The sequence below is a fragment of the Streptomyces sp. NBC_00654 genome (assembly GCF_026341775.1).
Taxonomy (GTDB): domain Bacteria; phylum Actinomycetota; class Actinomycetes; order Streptomycetales; family Streptomycetaceae; genus Streptomyces.
Genome location: NZ_JAPEOB010000001.1, coordinates 4,548,627 through 4,564,360 on the forward strand (window position 1 = coordinate 4,548,627; position 15,734 = coordinate 4,564,360).

A 15,734-nucleotide genomic window follows, 5' to 3' on the forward strand; every position below is an offset into this window, starting at 1 on the left:
CGGGGTGTAACGGGACGTGACGGGACGAGGCCGGGCGGGCCGGCGGGAACGGGGGCGTTCGGGAACCGCGGTAAGGCGTGGCCGCGGATCACTTGTCCTTGTCTTTGCCCCCGCCGCTCTGACCACCGGTCAGTCGGGACTCCACGTCCTCGAAGACATCCAGGAAGTCCTGGCCGTCGATACCGGTCAAGTTGCCCGACTGGGTGCTGAACAGCGTCTCGATGCTTGATTCGAGGTTGTCGACGATGTCCTTGAAGAGCCCGGTCTGCTCCTCGTAGATCTTGGTGAGCCGCTCGGCCGACTTGCCGATCGCCTGGTTGAGCGCGAGGCCCTTGCCGTGCAGGTGCTCCTCCTTCAGCATCGGCCCGAGCATCAGCGGCCGTGAGGCGCCGTAGGTGTCGAAGTCGCGCTTGCCGGACAGGTCCGCGGCCCCGATGAGCTTGCCCATGGAGGGCCCGAACGTCGGGTCGTCCAGCGCGATCTTGCGCAACTGCTCCTGGAACGGCTCGACGCGGTCGCGCTGGAACGCCTGCAGGCCCCCCTTGTCCATGCTGAGCTTGCCGGTCTTCGCGTTCGGGTCTTCCGCCATGGCGCGTCTCCTGGTGGTCGGGGTGGTGCACTGCGGGCCGCAGAGCGGTGGCCCGCGGTCCGGGTCAGCGACCGATCTTCACCGAGTCCCACATCTGGGTCAGGGACCGCTCGCTGTACTGGTAGTTCTCCGAGACGCTGGTCAGCAGCAGGGAGTGCTTGGTGAGCAGCTCCTCCATCGCCTGGACCGCACTGTTCCAGACCTGCTGCTTCTGGGCGTACACGTCCTTGTCGTCACCGATCCAGGAGTTCTTCAGCTCGTTCAGCTCCGCGTCAAGGTTGGTGAGGATGCTGTCGATCGCCTTGGTCTGGCTGATCATGTCGTCCGCGGCGTTGCTCATGTGCGAGTAGTCGACGTAGATGTAGCCGTCGGAGAAGTCGGTCATGTCCTGTCCTCGTCTCGCGTGGGTGCTGGGGAGGGAAAGGGGGATGGGCGGATATGGGAAGGGCCGGCCGGTCAGCCGCGCAGCGCGTCGAAGACGGAGTCGGACCGGGCGTACTCCTGGTTGATCGAGTCGACCGCGGAGCCCTGCTGCTTGCCGTGCTCGGCGAGGGTGTGGTTCAGCGTCTCGATCATGTCCTGGACGTTGACCATGATGACCTCGGCCTTCTCCTCCCAGGCGGTGACGAGGTCCACGAACGCCTTGCCATCACTGCCCTTGTAGTGGGACATGAGGTTGTTCTTGGTGTTCTGCACGTCCTGGCTGCACTTGGTGATGCCGGTGAAGGCCATCTCCAGTGCCTGGATGCCGTTCCGGGTCGCGGACTCGTCGGACTGCTGCATTCCGTTCGTTGCCATCTCGCACCCTCCATCGTTCGGTCCGGGAACGCCGATGCTAGGAAGCCCGGATTGCACTCCGGCCTTGTTTTCTTGCCGTCACCTTGTTTTCTCCTTGTCCTGCGCCCCGGACTTCGGACGATCCCCGGCTTCGGCGCCGTCGCCGGAAGGCTGTGCGGTGCAGCGCGGGGCGGTGACCGAGGCCCGGCCCGCCTCGGCGGCCTCGGGGTGCAGGTCGGGTCCGGAAGGCAGCATGGCCAGCATCAGCGCGGGCATCCGGCCGGGGGTGACGTCCTTGTAGCCGAGGGCCTCCACCGCGGCCGCGGTGGCCAGGCGGTACTTCACCCCGGTCTCGGTGACCAGGTAGATCGTGCCGCCGAGTTCGCCCCCGCCCGCGCCCACCAGCCGTACCAGGGAGCCGCGCCCCGGCCGTACGGCGACGCGGTCGACGGGCAGGCAGGCGGCGGCCGCCACGCCCGCGGCGTGCTGGGCGATCGGTCCGAGGCCGGCAGTGGGGGCCAGGGCGACGCCGAACCGGGTGCCCTTGCCGTCGGGGGTGACCAGGGCGCACGGAGCGTGGTGCCGGGGGACGCTCACCGCCTTCGGCGGGACCTCCGGTGCCCGGCCGGGCGCGGTCTCCGCTCCCCGGCGGCCGGTGCCGGGCGCCAGCCGGCCCTGCAGGGCGTCGGAGGTCAGGACGGCGGAGGCCGGCGTGGCGCCGTCGTAGGCCTTGGCGCGGGTGCGCGGATCGGCCAGCAGCAGGGCGAGTTCCGTGGCGGTGAGGGGGGCCAGTCCATCGGCGCGCAGCACATAGTGGCGCTCCCCGGCACCCGGCACGGCGAGGGTGAAGAGCTGTCCCACCCTGGTGGGACGGCCGTCCAGCTTCGGTCCTGCGCCGCCTGCCCCCTCGATGACGGGCGCCGCGAGATCGGGCCCGGCGGGCAGGGCGTTGAGGAAGGCCGCGGAGACCGGCACAGGGCGCACGGAGGCGTAGCCCAGGGCTTCACCGGCGGGGGAGTCGCGGTCGATGCGCAGGCGGCTGCCCTGCCAGATCAGATAGTCGCGGCCGTCGGGTCCGGCCACCAGCAGGGCCTGTGTACGGCCCAGGGTGGCGCCGTCGCTGTCCAGGCCCACGGCGAGTGTGGTCACCGTCCTGGTGGAGCCGGAGCGCGGAGCCTCGGTGACACACACCTGCCAGGGCGCCCGGGACAGGTCGCCCGCAGCGGGAAGTTCGTCGGGGGCGCCCTCGATCCCGACCGGGGTGCCGCGCGGGGTGCCCTTGAGGGAGATGGTGCTCACGGTGGTGGTGGTGAGCTTGGCGCCGCCGATCAGCTTGGCTGAGGTGTAGTTGCGCACCGGTCGCAGCCGCCCGTCCAGATAGAGGTACCGGGCGCCGGTGCCCTTGTCGACTATGAGGCCGCCGGAGGTTTGCCAGGAGTTCTGCTTGCCGGGGCTGACCAGCCCGACGATGAAGGCCCCGACCGCCACCAGAACGGCGACGATGACGCCGATGGCGATCCCGCGGTTGGTACGGCCCTGAGGGCTCTCCGGGGCGTCCGGGTCGGAGCGGAGTATGCCCGAGGTCAGGCGGCTCATGAGGAACATGTGGGCCTGGACCTGGTCGCGCTTGTTCTGCATGGGTGGGTCGGTCCTTCGGGTCGGCGGTCCGTGGGTGGGCCGGGGGCGGTCAGCCGTTCATGGCCCGCAGCAGGCCGTAGACGCCGAGCACCCACAGGGCCAGCGGGAGCAGACTGATGGCCATGGCGGAGTGCAGGATCTCGCCCGCCCTGCCCCAGTACGGCACCAGGCGCCTGCCGGGAACGGTCCACGAGGTGATGGCGAGGGCGGCGGCGACCGCGGCGAGCCCGGCGACCAGCAGCAGCCGTTCGGCCCCGGAGGCGTGCGCCGCCGCGCCGTGGATCAGCAGTGCCCCGCCCCAGACCCCGGCCGCGACCAGCGAGAGCCGCTGCAGGATGTTGCCCAGGGCCCGGCTGTGCAGGAGCAGCAGCAGTGACAGGGCGCCGGCCATGAGCACGGTGGGCAGGGTGAACCGGTGAGCCAGGCCGAACAGGCAGGCCGCGCAGATGAGGGCGGTGGCGGCGTACAGGCCGGTCATCCAGCCGTCGGCGCTCACCGTACGGGCGGCCACCGAGGACGGCGAGTGCGGCTCGATGCCCTCCTGGAGCTGCTCGGCGTTGGAGGGCAGCGGCGGCATCCGCAGCCCGGAGAGCCGGAACGACATCGACGGCACGAACGCCCCGAGAATCACGGCCGCCAGGGCGATCAGACCGGCCACGTGCCCGGGCCCCAGATCCGTGGTCATCATCAGGGCCCCGGCGAGGACCCCGACGGCGGCCACCACCACCAGAGCCAGGAACAGCGCGGCGAACGCGGCGACGGCGGCGACGGCGAGCATCGCCCCACCCGCCGCGGCGGCCCCCGCCGCCAGCAGCCGGGCCCCCAGCACCTCCCACTGGTCCGGCCCGCCGAGGGCACCACCGGGCAGCAGCCAGCCGGCCAGCGCGGCGTACGGGACGGCGGCGAAGCCGAGGGCGGCGCCCGCCTCCGCGTCGCCGACCGCGCGGCTGGCGGACGCCGCACCGCCCAGGAGCAGCAGCCCGGTGGCCGAGGCGGCCAGGGCGCGCAGCCCGCCCGAGGGACCGGGCCAGGCGAGGACGGTGAGCCCGGCGGCCAGGGTGAGCACCACCAGGCCCAGCAGAACCCGGCGGGAGGCCGGGGCGCTCCAGGCGAACGGCTGAGTCTCCATGGTCTGGGCAACGCCTTCGACGATGTCGTCCAGAGCGACCTCGGGCAGGGCGTCGGTGTGCGGCCTCAGGTGGAGGGTCTCGCCGTCGACCACGCCGAGCGACTCCAGGCTGGCGTCCTCGTCGAGCGGCCGGTCCCCGAGCCGCTGGAGCACCCAACCACCGTGCTCCAGGCCCTGTTCGGCCAGGTCGTCACCGGCGTACCGGACCAGGATCGGCAGCAGGTCGGCGACTGGGACGTGGGCGGGGACCGCGAGATCGATGGACTTGGCCGGAGCGCGCACGGTGACGCGGCACAGTTCGGACATGGTGCTGTCGGTCATGAGTAACTCACGCTTCGTCGGGAGACTCCGTCAGGCTCCGGCGGGTCGGTCGATCGTGCGACGTGTGCGTGGACGGGGCCGCACACTGCTGGGCTGAACCGGTTCATCCTTCTCGCACCGGCCCGCGTGAGCCGGCGTGGATCCGTACGGGCTCGCGTGGATCACCAGGAGCTCGCGCGGGCCCATATGAGCCTGCGCAAGCCCGTTTTGAGCTCGCTCGGATCCGTACGGTCCCGCACGGGTCAGCAAGGGTCCGTACGGGTGAACCGTCAGATGGATCGTAGACTGCCGATGGCCGGTGGGTTCCGCTCCCCGGGGCCGGGTGCGGCGGTGCGCATACTTCGTCGCGGTCCGTCCAAGTTCATTTGTTTTGTACGCCTGTTCGCCGATTCGCGCGGAGCCCGGACGGCGTCGCGTCCATCGTCGAGTCCCGCCCGTGCCGTCACCGCGGCGCCCGGAAGGAGAGCGCTCGTTGAGTACCGTCCTTTTCCGCCGGCCCGCCCGCAGACGTGGACCCGACATGCCGGACGGGGAGTTGAGCCTCCAGGAGCCGCCCGTACTGCCGGAGGTCACCCCGGACAGCTCGGCGGTGTGGAACTACCTCCCGATGGCGCTGATGTCGGTCTCCATGGTGCTGATGTACATGCGCCCGGGCGGTTCTCGCAGCGGGGTGTTCATCTACCTGGCCCTCGGCATGATGGCGGTCTCCGCCGCCGCGATGGTGCTGGGTCAATACGTGCGCCGCAGCAGCGAGCGCAAGCAGCGGCTGAACGGCGAGCGGCGGGACTACCTGCGCTATCTGCGCCAGGTGCGGCGCAAAGCGCGCACGGCCGTCGCGGAGCAGCAGCGGGCGCTGGCCTGGCGGCATCCGGCACCATCCACCCTGTGGTCGCTGGTGGGCACCAGCCGGCTGTGGGAACGACGCCCGGCCGACGAGGACTTCGGTGAGGTGCGGGTCGCGGTGGGCGACCAGAAACTGGGCCTGAAACTGGCCCCGCTCTCCACCAAGCCGGTGGAGGACCTGGAGCCGCTGAGCGCCCACGCGCTGCGCAGCTTCACCCGCGCGTACTCCACCGTGCCCCGGCAGCCGATCGCGGTGTACCTGCGGACCTGGGCACGGGTGCTGTTCCGCGGTGACCAGGAGCGGATTCGCGGGCTGGCCCGGGCGATGGTGGCGCAGCTCGCCGTGGTGCACTCCCCGGAGGATGTGTGGATCGCGGTGTGCGCGGCCGACGACCGGCGCGCGGACTGGGAGTGGGTGAAGTGGCTGCCGCACAACCTGCACCGGGCGGAGTCCGACGGCGCGGGCGCGGTACGCATGGTGGTCACCTCGGTGAACGAGCTGGACGAGCTGCTCGGCCCGGAGTTCGCCGAGCGGCCCCCCTTCGATCCGGAGGCCCGGGCCGGCCGGGAGGAGCCGTATGTGGTGGTCGTGCTCGACGGGGTGACGCTTCCGGGCGGACACCGGGCGGACGGGCCGGGCTTTCGCAACACCGTGCTGCTGGACCTGGACTCCGCGCTGACCTGGCGGCCGGGCCGGTCGACGCTCCGCCTCGACGTGACCGATGAGACGCTGCGGCTGGTGCGCACCGACCGGGAACGCAAGGAACAACTGGTTCTGCTGGGGCAGCCGGACACGATGGCCGTGCCGGCCGCAGTCTCGCTCGCCAAGCGGCTGGCGCCGTACCGGATGGGCGTGGGGCGGGAGGCGAGCGAGCCGATGGCCGCCGACACCGAACTGACCGCGCTGCTGGGCATCGCCGACCTGCACCGCCATGAACCGGCCTCGCTGTGGAGGCGGCGCAACCGCTCCGAACGGCTGCGGGTGCCGATCGCGGTGGGCCCCGGCGGGACACCGGTGGAGCTGGACATCAAGGAGTCGGCGCAGGGCGGCACCGGCCCGCACGGGATGCTCATCGGCGCCACCGGCTCGGGCAAGAGCGAACTGCTGCGCACCCTGGTGCTGGCCCTGGCGCTCACCAATTCCTCGGAGACGCTGAACTTCGTCCTGGTCGACTTCAAGGGCGGCGCGACCTTTCTGGGCCTGGACGAACTCCCGCACACCTCGGCGGTGATCACCAACCTGGCGGACGAGGTGGAACTGGTCGCCCGTATGCAGGACGCGCTGCACGGCGAGCTGATTCGCCGGCAGGAGCTGCTGCGGTCCGCGGGCAACTACAGCTCGGCACTGGAGTACGAGAAGGCGCGAACGGACGGGGCCCCGCTGACCCCGCTGCCCAGCCTGTTCGTGGTGGTCGACGAGTTCAGTGAACTGCTCGCTTCGCACCGCGAGTTCATGGAGCTGTTCGTGATGATCGGACGGCTCGGTCGCAGCCTCGGGGTGCACCTGCTGCTCGCCTCGCAGCGCCTGGACGAGGGCCGGATGCACCAGCTGGAGTCACATCTGTCGTACCGGATCGGTCTGCGGACCTTCTCGGCGATGGAGAGCCGCGGCGTGCTGGGCGTACCGGACGCCTATGAACTGCCGCCGACACCGGGCAGCGGTTTCATCAAGACGGGCGTGGAGGCGCTGACCCGGTTCCGCGCCGCGTACGTCTCCGGGCCCTACCGGCGGCGCAGCGGCTCGGAGCACCAGGCGCGGGTGGCGAGCCAGGTGGTGCCGTGGACATCCGCCTGGGTGGTGCCCCGGCAGATCCCCGAACTGCCGCCCGAGGAGGTCGAGCCCGAAAGGCCGGAGGAAGAGAGCCAGTCGCTGCTGGCGGTCGCCGTGGAACGGATGCGGGACGCCGGGCCGCCCGCCCACCAGGTGTGGCTGCCGCCACTGACCGAACCGTCCGCCCTGGATGAGACGCTGGGCCCACTGGCTCCGCACCCCGAGTACGGGCTGACCAACATGGAGCTGCGCGGACAGCTCAAGGCACCGGTGGGCATCGTGGACCGGCCTTTCGATCAGCGCCGCGACCCGCTGATCGTGGACCTGTCGGCCGCCGGGGGCCACGCGGGCATCGCGGGCGGCCCGCAGAGCGGCAAGTCCACGCTGCTGCGCACCCTGATCAGTGCGCTGGCCCTCACCCACACACCGCGCGAGGTGCAGTTCTACTGTCTGGACTTCGGCGGCGGCACACTGGCCGCGCTGGCCGGGCTGCCGCATGTCGGCGGAGTGGCCGCGCGAATGGACAAGGAGCGGGTGGGCCGGGTCATGGCCGAGGTCACCGCGGTTCTGGCGCACCGCGAGCGGTTCTTCCTCGAACAGGGCATCGACTCGATGCCGACCTACCGGCGGAGACGGGCGGCCGGGGAGTTCCCCGACGAGGCGCACGGCGACGTGTTCCTGGCCGTCGACGGCTGGTCCACGGTCCGCCAGGACTACGACCAGTACCTCAGCACCTTCAACGCGCTGGCCGCCCGGGGCCTGAACTACGGCATCCACCTGCTGATCACCACCTCCCGCTGGGTGGAGCTGACCGCGGCGGTGCGCGACCAGACGGGGACCCGGCTGGAGCTGCGGATGGGCGATCCGATGGACTCCATGATCGACGTCCGCAAGGCGGCCACGGTGCCGCGGGTACCGGGCCGGGGCCTGACCCGCGACTCCAAACTGCACTACCTGGCGGCGCTGCCCCGGGTGGACGGGCGCGCCGGCGCCGGAGACCTCTCCGACGGCGTGGCCGACCTGGTGGCCCGGGTGAGCGAACACTGGCCCGGTCCGCCGGCGCCGCCGGTGCGGATGCTGCCCACGCTGTTGCCCGCCTCCGAACTGCCTCCCGCCGGGGACGACGCCCTGCGGATCCCGCTGGGCGTCGAGGAGGAGACCATGGGCACGCTGTGGCACGACTTCTCGGCGACCCCGCACCTGATCGTCGTCGGGGACACCGAGAGCGGCAAGACCAACCTGCTGCGGCTGGCCGCGAAGGCGATCACCGAGCGCTACACCCCCGCCGAGGCACGGATCATGGTGGTCGACTACCGGCGCGAGCTGGTGGAGGCCGTGCCGGACGCCTACCGCCTCGGGCACGCGGTGTCACTGGACGCCCTCAAAGAACTGGTGGACGGTGCGGCACGGGCGGTCAGGACCCGGGTGCCGGGCGCGGACATCGCCCCGTCCCGGATGCGGCAGTGCGACTGGTGGACCGGTCCGCGGCTGTTCGTCCTCGTCGACGACTACGACATGGTCGGCGGCGGCGGCCCCCTGAACCAGCCGTTCGGCCCGCTGATGGATCATCTGGCGCTGGGCTACGAGGTGGGGATGCACCTGGTGGTGGCCCGCTCGGCGGCGGGCGCGGGACGCGGCCTGAACGATCCGCTGCTGCGCCGCATGCTGGAGGTCAACACCCCGGGCATCCTGTTGTCCTGCCCGCCCACGGAGGGCTTCGTGTTCGGCAATGTCAAGGGCCGCAACCTGATCCCCGGCCGCGGAACGCGGATCACACGCCGCAAGAGCATCGACATCCAGACGGCGTTGGCCGACCAGGGGGCCCCGTGACATCCCGCGCCCCGCGCGGAACTCGCCGCCCGGCACGGACCTCGAAGGCCGTGCCGGTACGGGGCTCGGTGCGCGGCCGGCCCGTCCTAGGTCCCCGGGCGCCAGCCGCGCGCCTTGCCGCGCGGGACGACGACCATCGCGGCGCCCACCAGCAGTACCAGCGCCAGGGCGCCGCCCCCGACCAGCAGGGCGCGGACCCGGGGCCCCTCGGCGGCGGATCGGGGGAGCACCGCGGGCTCGGCGTCCTTCTCGGCCGGCGCCCGCTGGTCCGCCAGGAGCGCGGTCAGCCCGGCGTAGACGTCGAGCCGAGGGGTGTGGTCGGGATAGGCGGCCTCGGTCAGGCGGCGCGCTGTCGCGGCGGCGTCCAGCTCCGGGTGGTAGGCGCGCAGCAGCGCCGCCGCCCCCGCGACATGCGCGGCGGCGAGCGAGGAGCCGGAACCGATGAAATGGCCCGAGCCGCGCGCACCGATGCCGACCACGGCCCCGCCGGGGGCGGACAGGTCGGGCGAGAGAGCGGCGGGCGCATCCTTGGGCCGGCCGCCGTCGGGACCGTGGTCGACCACCGACAGCACCCCGGGCAGCCGGGCCGGCCAGTAGGGGCGGGCCCGGGTGTCAGGCCGGCCGTCAGCACCCTCGGGAGCGACATCCGGCACGGCGGGCGCCACGACGAGCACGTCCTTCTCGCTCGCATGCGCCACCGCGGCGGCGAGTCCCCTGTGGCCGGCGTCGAGCACCTGGCCGACGTAGACGACCCCGGCGCCCTTGTCCACGGCGGTGCGGATGCCGTGCGCAATCAGCCCGGCGTCCGGGACGCCCCAGGTGTCGGTGCCGCGCACCGCGAGGATCCGCGCCCCGGGGGCGACGCCCGTGACGGTGGACCGTCCGGTGGGCGCGGCGGCGATCAGCCCGGCGGCGAAGCTGCCGTGCCCCACACAGTCCTCACCGGCCCCGCCCACCGCGGTGACCCGGCCGGCCAGCGCGGGCACCCGGGCTCCGACCCCGGTGTCCACGACGGCTACCGTGACACCGGCGCCCCGGCTGAGCTGCCAGGAGCGGGAGAGCTGAAGAGCCCGGTGGGTCCAGGGGCTCATCAGCGCGGTCTTTGCCGAGGCGGTCGCACAGGAGTCCTCGGCGGACATCCGCAGGCGCAGCGGGGGCAGGCTCACCGGCTCGCCGCCGTCGGCGACGGCGGGCGGGGCCGACAACAGGGCGGCTGTCGCAGCGACCGCCACGAGAGTCATGACACGACGGCAACGGTCATACGGCATGGGGCACATGCTAAGCGAAGTGCGGAGGGGACCGGACGGACCCCGGGCCCGCGCAGGACACAGGAGGGGCAAGCGTGTCACGGCAAGTACTGACGGTGGGTCAGGGAGATTCGGACGAGTTCCGGACCATTGGCGAGGCGCTGGCCGCGGCACGGATGGGCGCGGTCGTCCAGGTCGGTCCCGGCCGGTACGCCGAGAACCTCACCGTGCGTACCCGGGTCACGATCGTGGGCGAGGGAGATCCGGGGTCGGTGGAGATCTGCCCGCGACGCGGCACCGCGGTCACGCTGGTCGCGGACGCGGTCCTCCTCACCGACCTCGTGCTGCGGGGCGGCAGCGAGGACGTCGCGGTGGTGGACGCGCCGCGCGGCCAGGTCGCACTGGACCGATGCACAGTGATCGGCTCGGGCTGGACGGCGGTGCTCGCCCGGCAGACCGGGTCGCTGGCGATGCGCGGCTGCCGGATCACCAACCGGGAGGGCGCCGGGATCGTGGACACCTCCACGACACCGAGCGTCATCGAGGACTGTGTGCTGGAGAATCTCGGCTCCTCGGCCGTCGTACTCAGCGAGAAGGCGGGCTCCACGCTGCGCGACTGCCGTATTCGCGACGCCCGCGGCAACGGCGTGCTGGCCAACGGGGAGGCGCAGGGCATCATCGAGTCCTGCGACATCAGCGGCACCGACAAGCCGGCCCTGGCACTGGAGGGCAACAGCACCACCCGCGTGCTGCACACCACCGTCCGCGACAGCAAGGTCGGCATCCACCTGACCAGCTCCGCCCGTCCGGTCCTGGAGGACGTCACGGTCTCCGGCACCTCGGGGCCGGGCATCGCCCTGTCGGCAGGCGCCGACCCGCTGCTGCGCCGGTGCACCACCACCCGTACCAAGGGACAGGGCCTGCTGGTCGCCGACCGGTCCCGGGGCACCTTCGAGGACTGCGCGTTCGACTCGGCGGCCGGGGCGGCGATCCGCGTCACCGACGTCGGCTCGCCGGCCTTCCTGCGTACGACGGTGCGGGACTGCGCCGATACGGAGGCGGCGGTGCAGCTCACCGAGTGCTCCAGCGCCGAATTCGACCGCCTTGAGGTCGTCGCCCCGCGCGGCAGCGGAGTCTCCATCCGCTCGCAGGCCAAACCGCTACTGCGCCGGACCCTGATCAGCGGGGCCGGGCGGCACGGCGTGGAGGCGGGTGACGACGCGCGCGGGCGGCTGGAGTTCTGCATAGTGGAACGGGCGGCCCAGGCAGGAGTGCGCGTCGCCGACGGGGCGCAGGTCCAGTTCGACGACTGCGCCCTGCGCGCCTGCGGCGACGCCGCCGTCTCGGTGGGCCGGGAGGGCATGGCCACGGTCCGCGACACCGAGGTGGAGGGCTGCGCCTCTTCCGGAGTGCTGGTGGAGGATGGCGGGGAGGCGACACTGACCCGGGTACGGATCTCCGGGGCCGGAGCGCACGGCGTGCTGCTGGCCGCAGGAGCCCGCGCGGAGCTGCGGTCCTGCGAGGTGTCCGGCAGCGTCGGCGACGGCGTCCGGGTGGACACCGCGGAGCCGGTGACGGTCCACGGCTGCACGACGCGCGGCAACCGGGGCGCCGGCCTGACCCAGACCCGGGCCGGGGACCGGCTCGAAGTGCTGGAGCTGAACAGCGCGGAGAACGGGGCCCCGGACGCCTGGGGAGTGGACGCGGCGACCGGCGACGAGCAGGGCGGGCAGGACGACGGTCCGCAGGACCCGCTGCGGGAGCTGGAGTCGCTGATAGGCCTGGACGGCGTCAAACACCAGGTGCGTACGCTGGTGAACCTCAACCAACTGGCGCAGCGACGCAAGCGGCTGGGTTTGCCGGTGCCGTCGATGAGCCGCCACCTGGTCTTCGCGGGGCCGCCCGGCACCGGCAAGACCACCGTGGCCCGGCTCTACGGCTCGATCCTGGCGCAGCTCGGCGTGCTGCAGAAGGGCCACCTGGTGGAGGTCTCCCGCGCCGACCTGGTGGCGCAGGTGATCGGCGGTACGGCGATCAAGACGACGGAGGCGTTCAAGAGGGCGATCGGTGGCGTCCTGTTCATCGACGAGGCGTACACCCTCACCTCGGGCGGTTCCTCGAACGACTTCGGCCGGGAAGCGGTGGAGACCCTGCTGAAGCTGATGGAGGATCACCGCGAGGATGTGGCGGTCATCGCCGCCGGCTACTCCGTTGAGATGGACGGCTTCCTCTCCTCCAACCCCGGTCTGGCTTCACGCTTCACCCGCACCATCGAATTCGGCAACTACTCGGTCGACGAGCTGGTGACGATCACCGAAGGCATGTGCCGCTCCCACCGGTACGAGCTGGACCCCGACACCCCCCGGGTGCTCGCCGCGCATTTCGAGGCCATGGAGCGCGGCGCCGCCTTCGGCAACGGCCGTGCCGCGCGCCGGGTGTTCGAGGAGATGGTCGACCGCCAGGCGTTTCGGCTGGCCGCGATGGACGAACCGGCCGAGCGGGACCTGACACTGCTGCTGCCGGAGGACGTCAGCGAATCCGCGACGGCCCCGCGGACGGATGCCGAGGACCGGGAGGCGATGCTGGCGAAGCTGGACGGCATGGTGGGACTGCGCGCCGTGAAGCGCGAGGTCACCGATCTGGTCAGCCTGCTCACCACCGCCAAACAGCGGGAGGCCGCGGGCCTGCCCGTGCCCCGCATCAGCCGGCACCTGGTCTTCTCCGGCTCCCCCGGTACCGGCAAGACCACGGTGGCCCGGTTCTACGCGGGCCTGCTGGCCTCGCTGGGCGTCCTGTCCCGCGGCCAACTGGTGGAGGTGGCCCGGGCGGACCTGGTCGGCCGGTATGTCGGGCACACCGCTCAGCTCACCAAAGAGGTCTTCCAGAGCGCCGTGGGTGGCGTCCTGTTCATCGACGAGGCGTACACCCTCACCTCGGGCGGTTCCTCGAACGATTTCGGCAGGGAGGCGGTGGACACCCTGCTGAAGCTGATGGAGGACCACCGGGACGAAGTGGTGGTGATCGTCGCGGGTTATACCGAGGAGATGCGCGGTTTCCTGTCCTCCAACCCCGGCCTGTCCTCGCGTTTCACCCGGTTCGTGGAGTTCGAGGACTACACCACCGACGAACTGCTCACCATCCTGGGACGGCATGCCGAGGAAAGCGGCTACACCTGCCCCGCCCCCACCCTGGAGGCGCTGCGCGCCCGGATCGACATGACCCCGCGCGGACGCACCTTCGGCAACGCCCGGCTGGCCCGCCAGTTGCTGGAGACGATGGTCACCAGCCAGGCCCGCCGCCTCACCGCTGTCACCCGACCCGGCCTGGACGACCTGCGCACTCTTTTGCCGGAGGATCTGCCGACGGCGGGGGAGGGCATCTGAGCGGCGCTCAGGGAGGCTGGGCGGGAAACGGGGAGTACTGAGGTCCGGCTCCGGTCCGAGCGGGATCCGGAGCGAGCTGAAGGAGCCGTTCCGTCCCGCATAGGCCGGGGTGCTTCCGATGCGGGGGCGACCATGCCAACCCCTGGCGTCAGGGTGGTGCCGGCCGAGGAGGAACGCGAGATCCTGCGCAGCCGTTACGGCGTGAGGCGGCTGTGCACCATCCTCGGCACCGCCCGCTCGGGCTTCTGCTACTGGCGTCGGACGACCAGGGACCGGGCCGCCCGGCAGGTGGCCGACGCCCGCCTGGCCACCCGAATACAGGCCGTGCGTCTCGATTCGGACGGCACCTACGGAGCCCCGCGCCTCACCACCGAGCTCCGCGCGACCAGCGGGGAGGCGGTCAACCACCAGCGTGTCGCCGGATTCTGCGGGCGTCCGGTATCGAAGGGGTCCGGTTGCGCGGCCGGCACCGCACCACCGTCCCTGACTCCGCAACCGTCAAGGCGCCGGACCTGATCGGCCGCGACTTCACCGCCCAGGCCCCGAACACGAAGCAAGTGCCCCGGGTGGCGCCGTCGTGCCAGCGCAGTCGGCCGGTCGTCTGCCAGGAGGGTGCAGGGTCGCCCAGGCGGCGTTCGACGAGCAGTCCGGTGACGAGGTGGGCGGTGTCGCGTGGGCTGCCCCACAGTCCTCCGGTGGGCAGGAGCGCGCCGTTCATGGTCCAGGGGCGCCGGGTTCGTCCCAGGAATCCACGCCCGGACAGCCGGCTGTCCGGCGGTGGTTTCGAGGTGATCGCGGTGAGGTACAGGGGCGCGAGTACGTGCTCGCGCAGCAGCTCTTCGTAAGACGCTCGCGCTGCGGAGGCGAGGGCGGCGCCCGGGAGGGCGTAGCCCAGGTTGGAGTATTCCTTCCTCCCTGCCAGGGTTGCCTGTGGTGAAGGAGTCGAGGCTCCGTACCACTGAGTCCGGGGCTCCGGCGTCGAAGTCGGCGTAGGGGTCGAATCTGCGCAGCCGAGGCGGGACCCGGGGGAGGGCCGCAGTGTGCTCCGCCTTGGGGCGCACGACGAGCCGGTCCCGGTCCGAGCGTGGGGAAGGGCTCCTTTCAGCCGAATTGGCCACATCACAGGACGGGTTGATGGCCCGCGCCCTACGATCGCGGCATGACGATCGCCCGCGAGGCCCCCCACCAGGCTGCGGTTTCTTGTCACTGGAGATCACCGGCCGCTGCCAGCTTTCCTGCCATTCGCTCTGCTACGCCGCCTCAGGGCCGCCGCGGAGCCACGGCAGCATGAGCGATGACGACTGGCTCCGGACCATCGACCAGGCCGTCGCCTTGGACAGTGTCCTATGTGGTGAGGCTGGGTAGCACTGTCCAACATGGGGCAGGGGACGTGGAGTTGGATTGTTCCGGACGGGCTGTGGGAGATCGCGAGGCCTCTGACCCCGCCGTCGGGGGTGCGGCCGCAGGGCGGTGGGACGCAGGACACGCCTGATGAGACGTTGTTCGCGGCGATCGTCTATGTGCTGGTCAGCGGGTGTTCTTGGCGGGCTTTGCCCATACCGATGGCCGGGTGACCGCCCGCCGCATGCTTGGCCCGGCCCCGAGGATCCCGCGCGCAGTGTCCGGGCCTCCCAGGCCGATCTCGTCGATGTGTTTCCCGGTGTCCGGATCCCCGACCTCGACGAGCTCCGGGCCCGTGGCGTGCTCGGGGCAGCCACGGAGACGCCCCGGCTGCCCGGTGGGTCCTCGGCGCCGGCGGCCACGCCGTCGAGGACCAGCTTGGCCGCTCTGGACGCACGGGCCGCGGCAGCGGGCACCTCACGCGCACAGGTGATCCGCAGCCTCGTGACCGCCGGCCTCCAGCCCGTCTGACTCACACGCGGCGCCGACGGCAGGAGACCCCGGGCGATAGGGCCCGGGGTCTTTTGTGCGACATGACGTGACGTCTGTCCCGGTCGGTTCAACGACCGGCCACGGCCGGTGTCACGCCCCTTCCGCCCCGAGCCCGGTATGGACCTCGTGCTGTTCCCGGGTGGGCCGGCTTCGGCGGCTCTTCCGGCGGCGACCGTCTCCGTGACCAACGAGTCAACCTTTGCGTCAAAAGGGTGGAATTGTGCAAAGACGCGAGTAACGGCGACCGAGGCGAGCGCTGCCGGCGTGCGCGGCACTGGACCATGAACTCGAAGTTCTCACCAGGAGGAGCAAC

8 protein-coding genes and 4 pseudogenes are annotated in these 15,734 nt (G+C 71.8%); 5 read left to right on the plus strand and 7 right to left on the minus strand.

All coding sequences use genetic code 11. The features are described 5' to 3' along the window. Positions 1-88: 88 nt before the first annotated feature. From OHA98_RS19340 to eccD, 5 genes are all read right to left on the minus strand, one after another. Entirely contained in the window at positions 89-589 is a 501-nt protein-coding gene (locus OHA98_RS19340) for a type VII secretion system-associated protein (RefSeq protein ID WP_266927427.1), read from the minus strand. Between the two features lie 64 nt (positions 590-653). Then, positions 654-974 (minus strand): WXG100 family type VII secretion target, encoded by a 321-nt coding sequence (locus OHA98_RS19345; protein WP_266927429.1) that lies wholly within the window; start codon positions 972-974, stop codon positions 654-656. Positions 975-1,045: 71 nt separating this feature from the next. Further along, positions 1,046-1,387: a hypothetical protein gene (locus tag OHA98_RS19350; RefSeq protein WP_266927430.1), complete on the minus strand. Its 342-nt coding sequence runs from the start codon at positions 1,385-1,387 to the stop codon at positions 1,046-1,048. A gap of 78 nt (positions 1,388-1,465) precedes the next feature. Next, entirely contained in the window at positions 1,466-3,004 is a 1,539-nt protein-coding gene (eccB, locus tag OHA98_RS19355; RefSeq protein ID WP_266927432.1) for a type VII secretion protein EccB, read from the minus strand. A gap of 49 nt (positions 3,005-3,053) precedes the next feature. Further along, positions 3,054-4,454, minus strand: coding sequence for a type VII secretion integral membrane protein EccD (gene eccD / locus OHA98_RS19360; protein WP_266927433.1), 1,401 nt, complete (start codon positions 4,452-4,454; stop codon positions 3,054-3,056). Between the two features lie 472 nt (positions 4,455-4,926). Between eccD and eccCa the strand changes: the two genes are divergently transcribed. Then, complete coding sequence (eccCa, locus tag OHA98_RS19365; protein WP_266927434.1) at positions 4,927-8,898, plus strand: type VII secretion protein EccCa; 3,972 nt, start codon at positions 4,927-4,929, stop codon at positions 8,896-8,898. An 86-nt stretch (positions 8,899-8,984) separates the two neighbouring features. On the opposite strand, the gene OHA98_RS19370 is transcribed toward eccCa, so the two are convergent. After that, positions 8,985-10,166: a S8 family serine peptidase gene (locus OHA98_RS19370; RefSeq protein ID WP_266927436.1), complete on the minus strand. Its 1,182-nt coding sequence runs from the start codon at positions 10,164-10,166 to the stop codon at positions 8,985-8,987. Positions 10,167-10,240: 74 nt separating this feature from the next. Between OHA98_RS19370 and OHA98_RS19375 the strand changes: the two genes are divergently transcribed. From OHA98_RS19375 to OHA98_RS19385, 3 genes and pseudogenes are all read left to right on the plus strand, one after another. Further along, positions 10,241-13,528 carry a right-handed parallel beta-helix repeat-containing protein gene (locus OHA98_RS19375; RefSeq protein WP_266927438.1) on the plus strand — a complete coding sequence of 1,096 codons (3,288 nt, stop codon included), beginning with the start codon at positions 10,241-10,243 and terminating at the stop codon, positions 13,526-13,528. Between the two features lie 132 nt (positions 13,529-13,660). Continuing rightward, positions 13,661-13,888 (plus strand): annotated as a pseudogene (locus tag OHA98_RS19380) (hypothetical protein); the annotation flags it as partial. 59 nt (positions 13,889-13,947) lie between these two features. Next, positions 13,948-14,076 (plus strand): annotated as a pseudogene (locus OHA98_RS19385) (IS3 family transposase); the annotation flags it as partial. A gap of 38 nt (positions 14,077-14,114) precedes the next feature. Here the strand turns inward: OHA98_RS19385 and OHA98_RS19390 are convergent. Next, a pseudogene (locus OHA98_RS19390) lies at positions 14,115-14,648 on the minus strand (serine hydrolase); the annotation flags it as partial. A gap of 256 nt (positions 14,649-14,904) precedes the next feature. Here OHA98_RS19390 and OHA98_RS19395 point away from each other — a divergent pair. Continuing rightward, positions 14,905-15,084, plus strand: a pseudogene (locus OHA98_RS19395) (transposase); the annotation flags it as partial. Between the last annotated feature and the right edge of the window lie 650 nt (positions 15,085-15,734).

What these genes read in the sequence shown, in the direction of transcription:
- OHA98_RS19350 (WP_266927430.1), bottom strand. Translation starts at nt 1,387, where the DNA reads ATGGCAACGAACGGAATGCAGCAGTCCGACGAGTCCGCGACCCGGAAC.
- eccB (WP_266927432.1), bottom strand. Translation starts at nt 3,004, where the DNA reads ATGCAGAACAAGCGCGACCAGGTCCAGGCCCACATGTTCCTCATGAGC.
- OHA98_RS19345 (WP_266927429.1), bottom strand. Translation starts at nt 974, where the DNA reads ATGACCGACTTCTCCGACGGCTACATCTACGTCGACTACTCGCACATG.
- OHA98_RS19340 (WP_266927427.1), bottom strand. Translation starts at nt 589, where the DNA reads ATGGCGGAAGACCCGAACGCGAAGACCGGCAAGCTCAGCATGGACAAG.
- eccD (WP_266927433.1), bottom strand. Translation starts at nt 4,454, where the DNA reads ATGACCGACAGCACCATGTCCGAACTGTGCCGCGTCACCGTGCGCGCT.
- OHA98_RS19370 (WP_266927436.1), bottom strand. Translation starts at nt 10,166, where the DNA reads ATGCCGTATGACCGTTGCCGTCGTGTCATGACTCTCGTGGCGGTCGCT.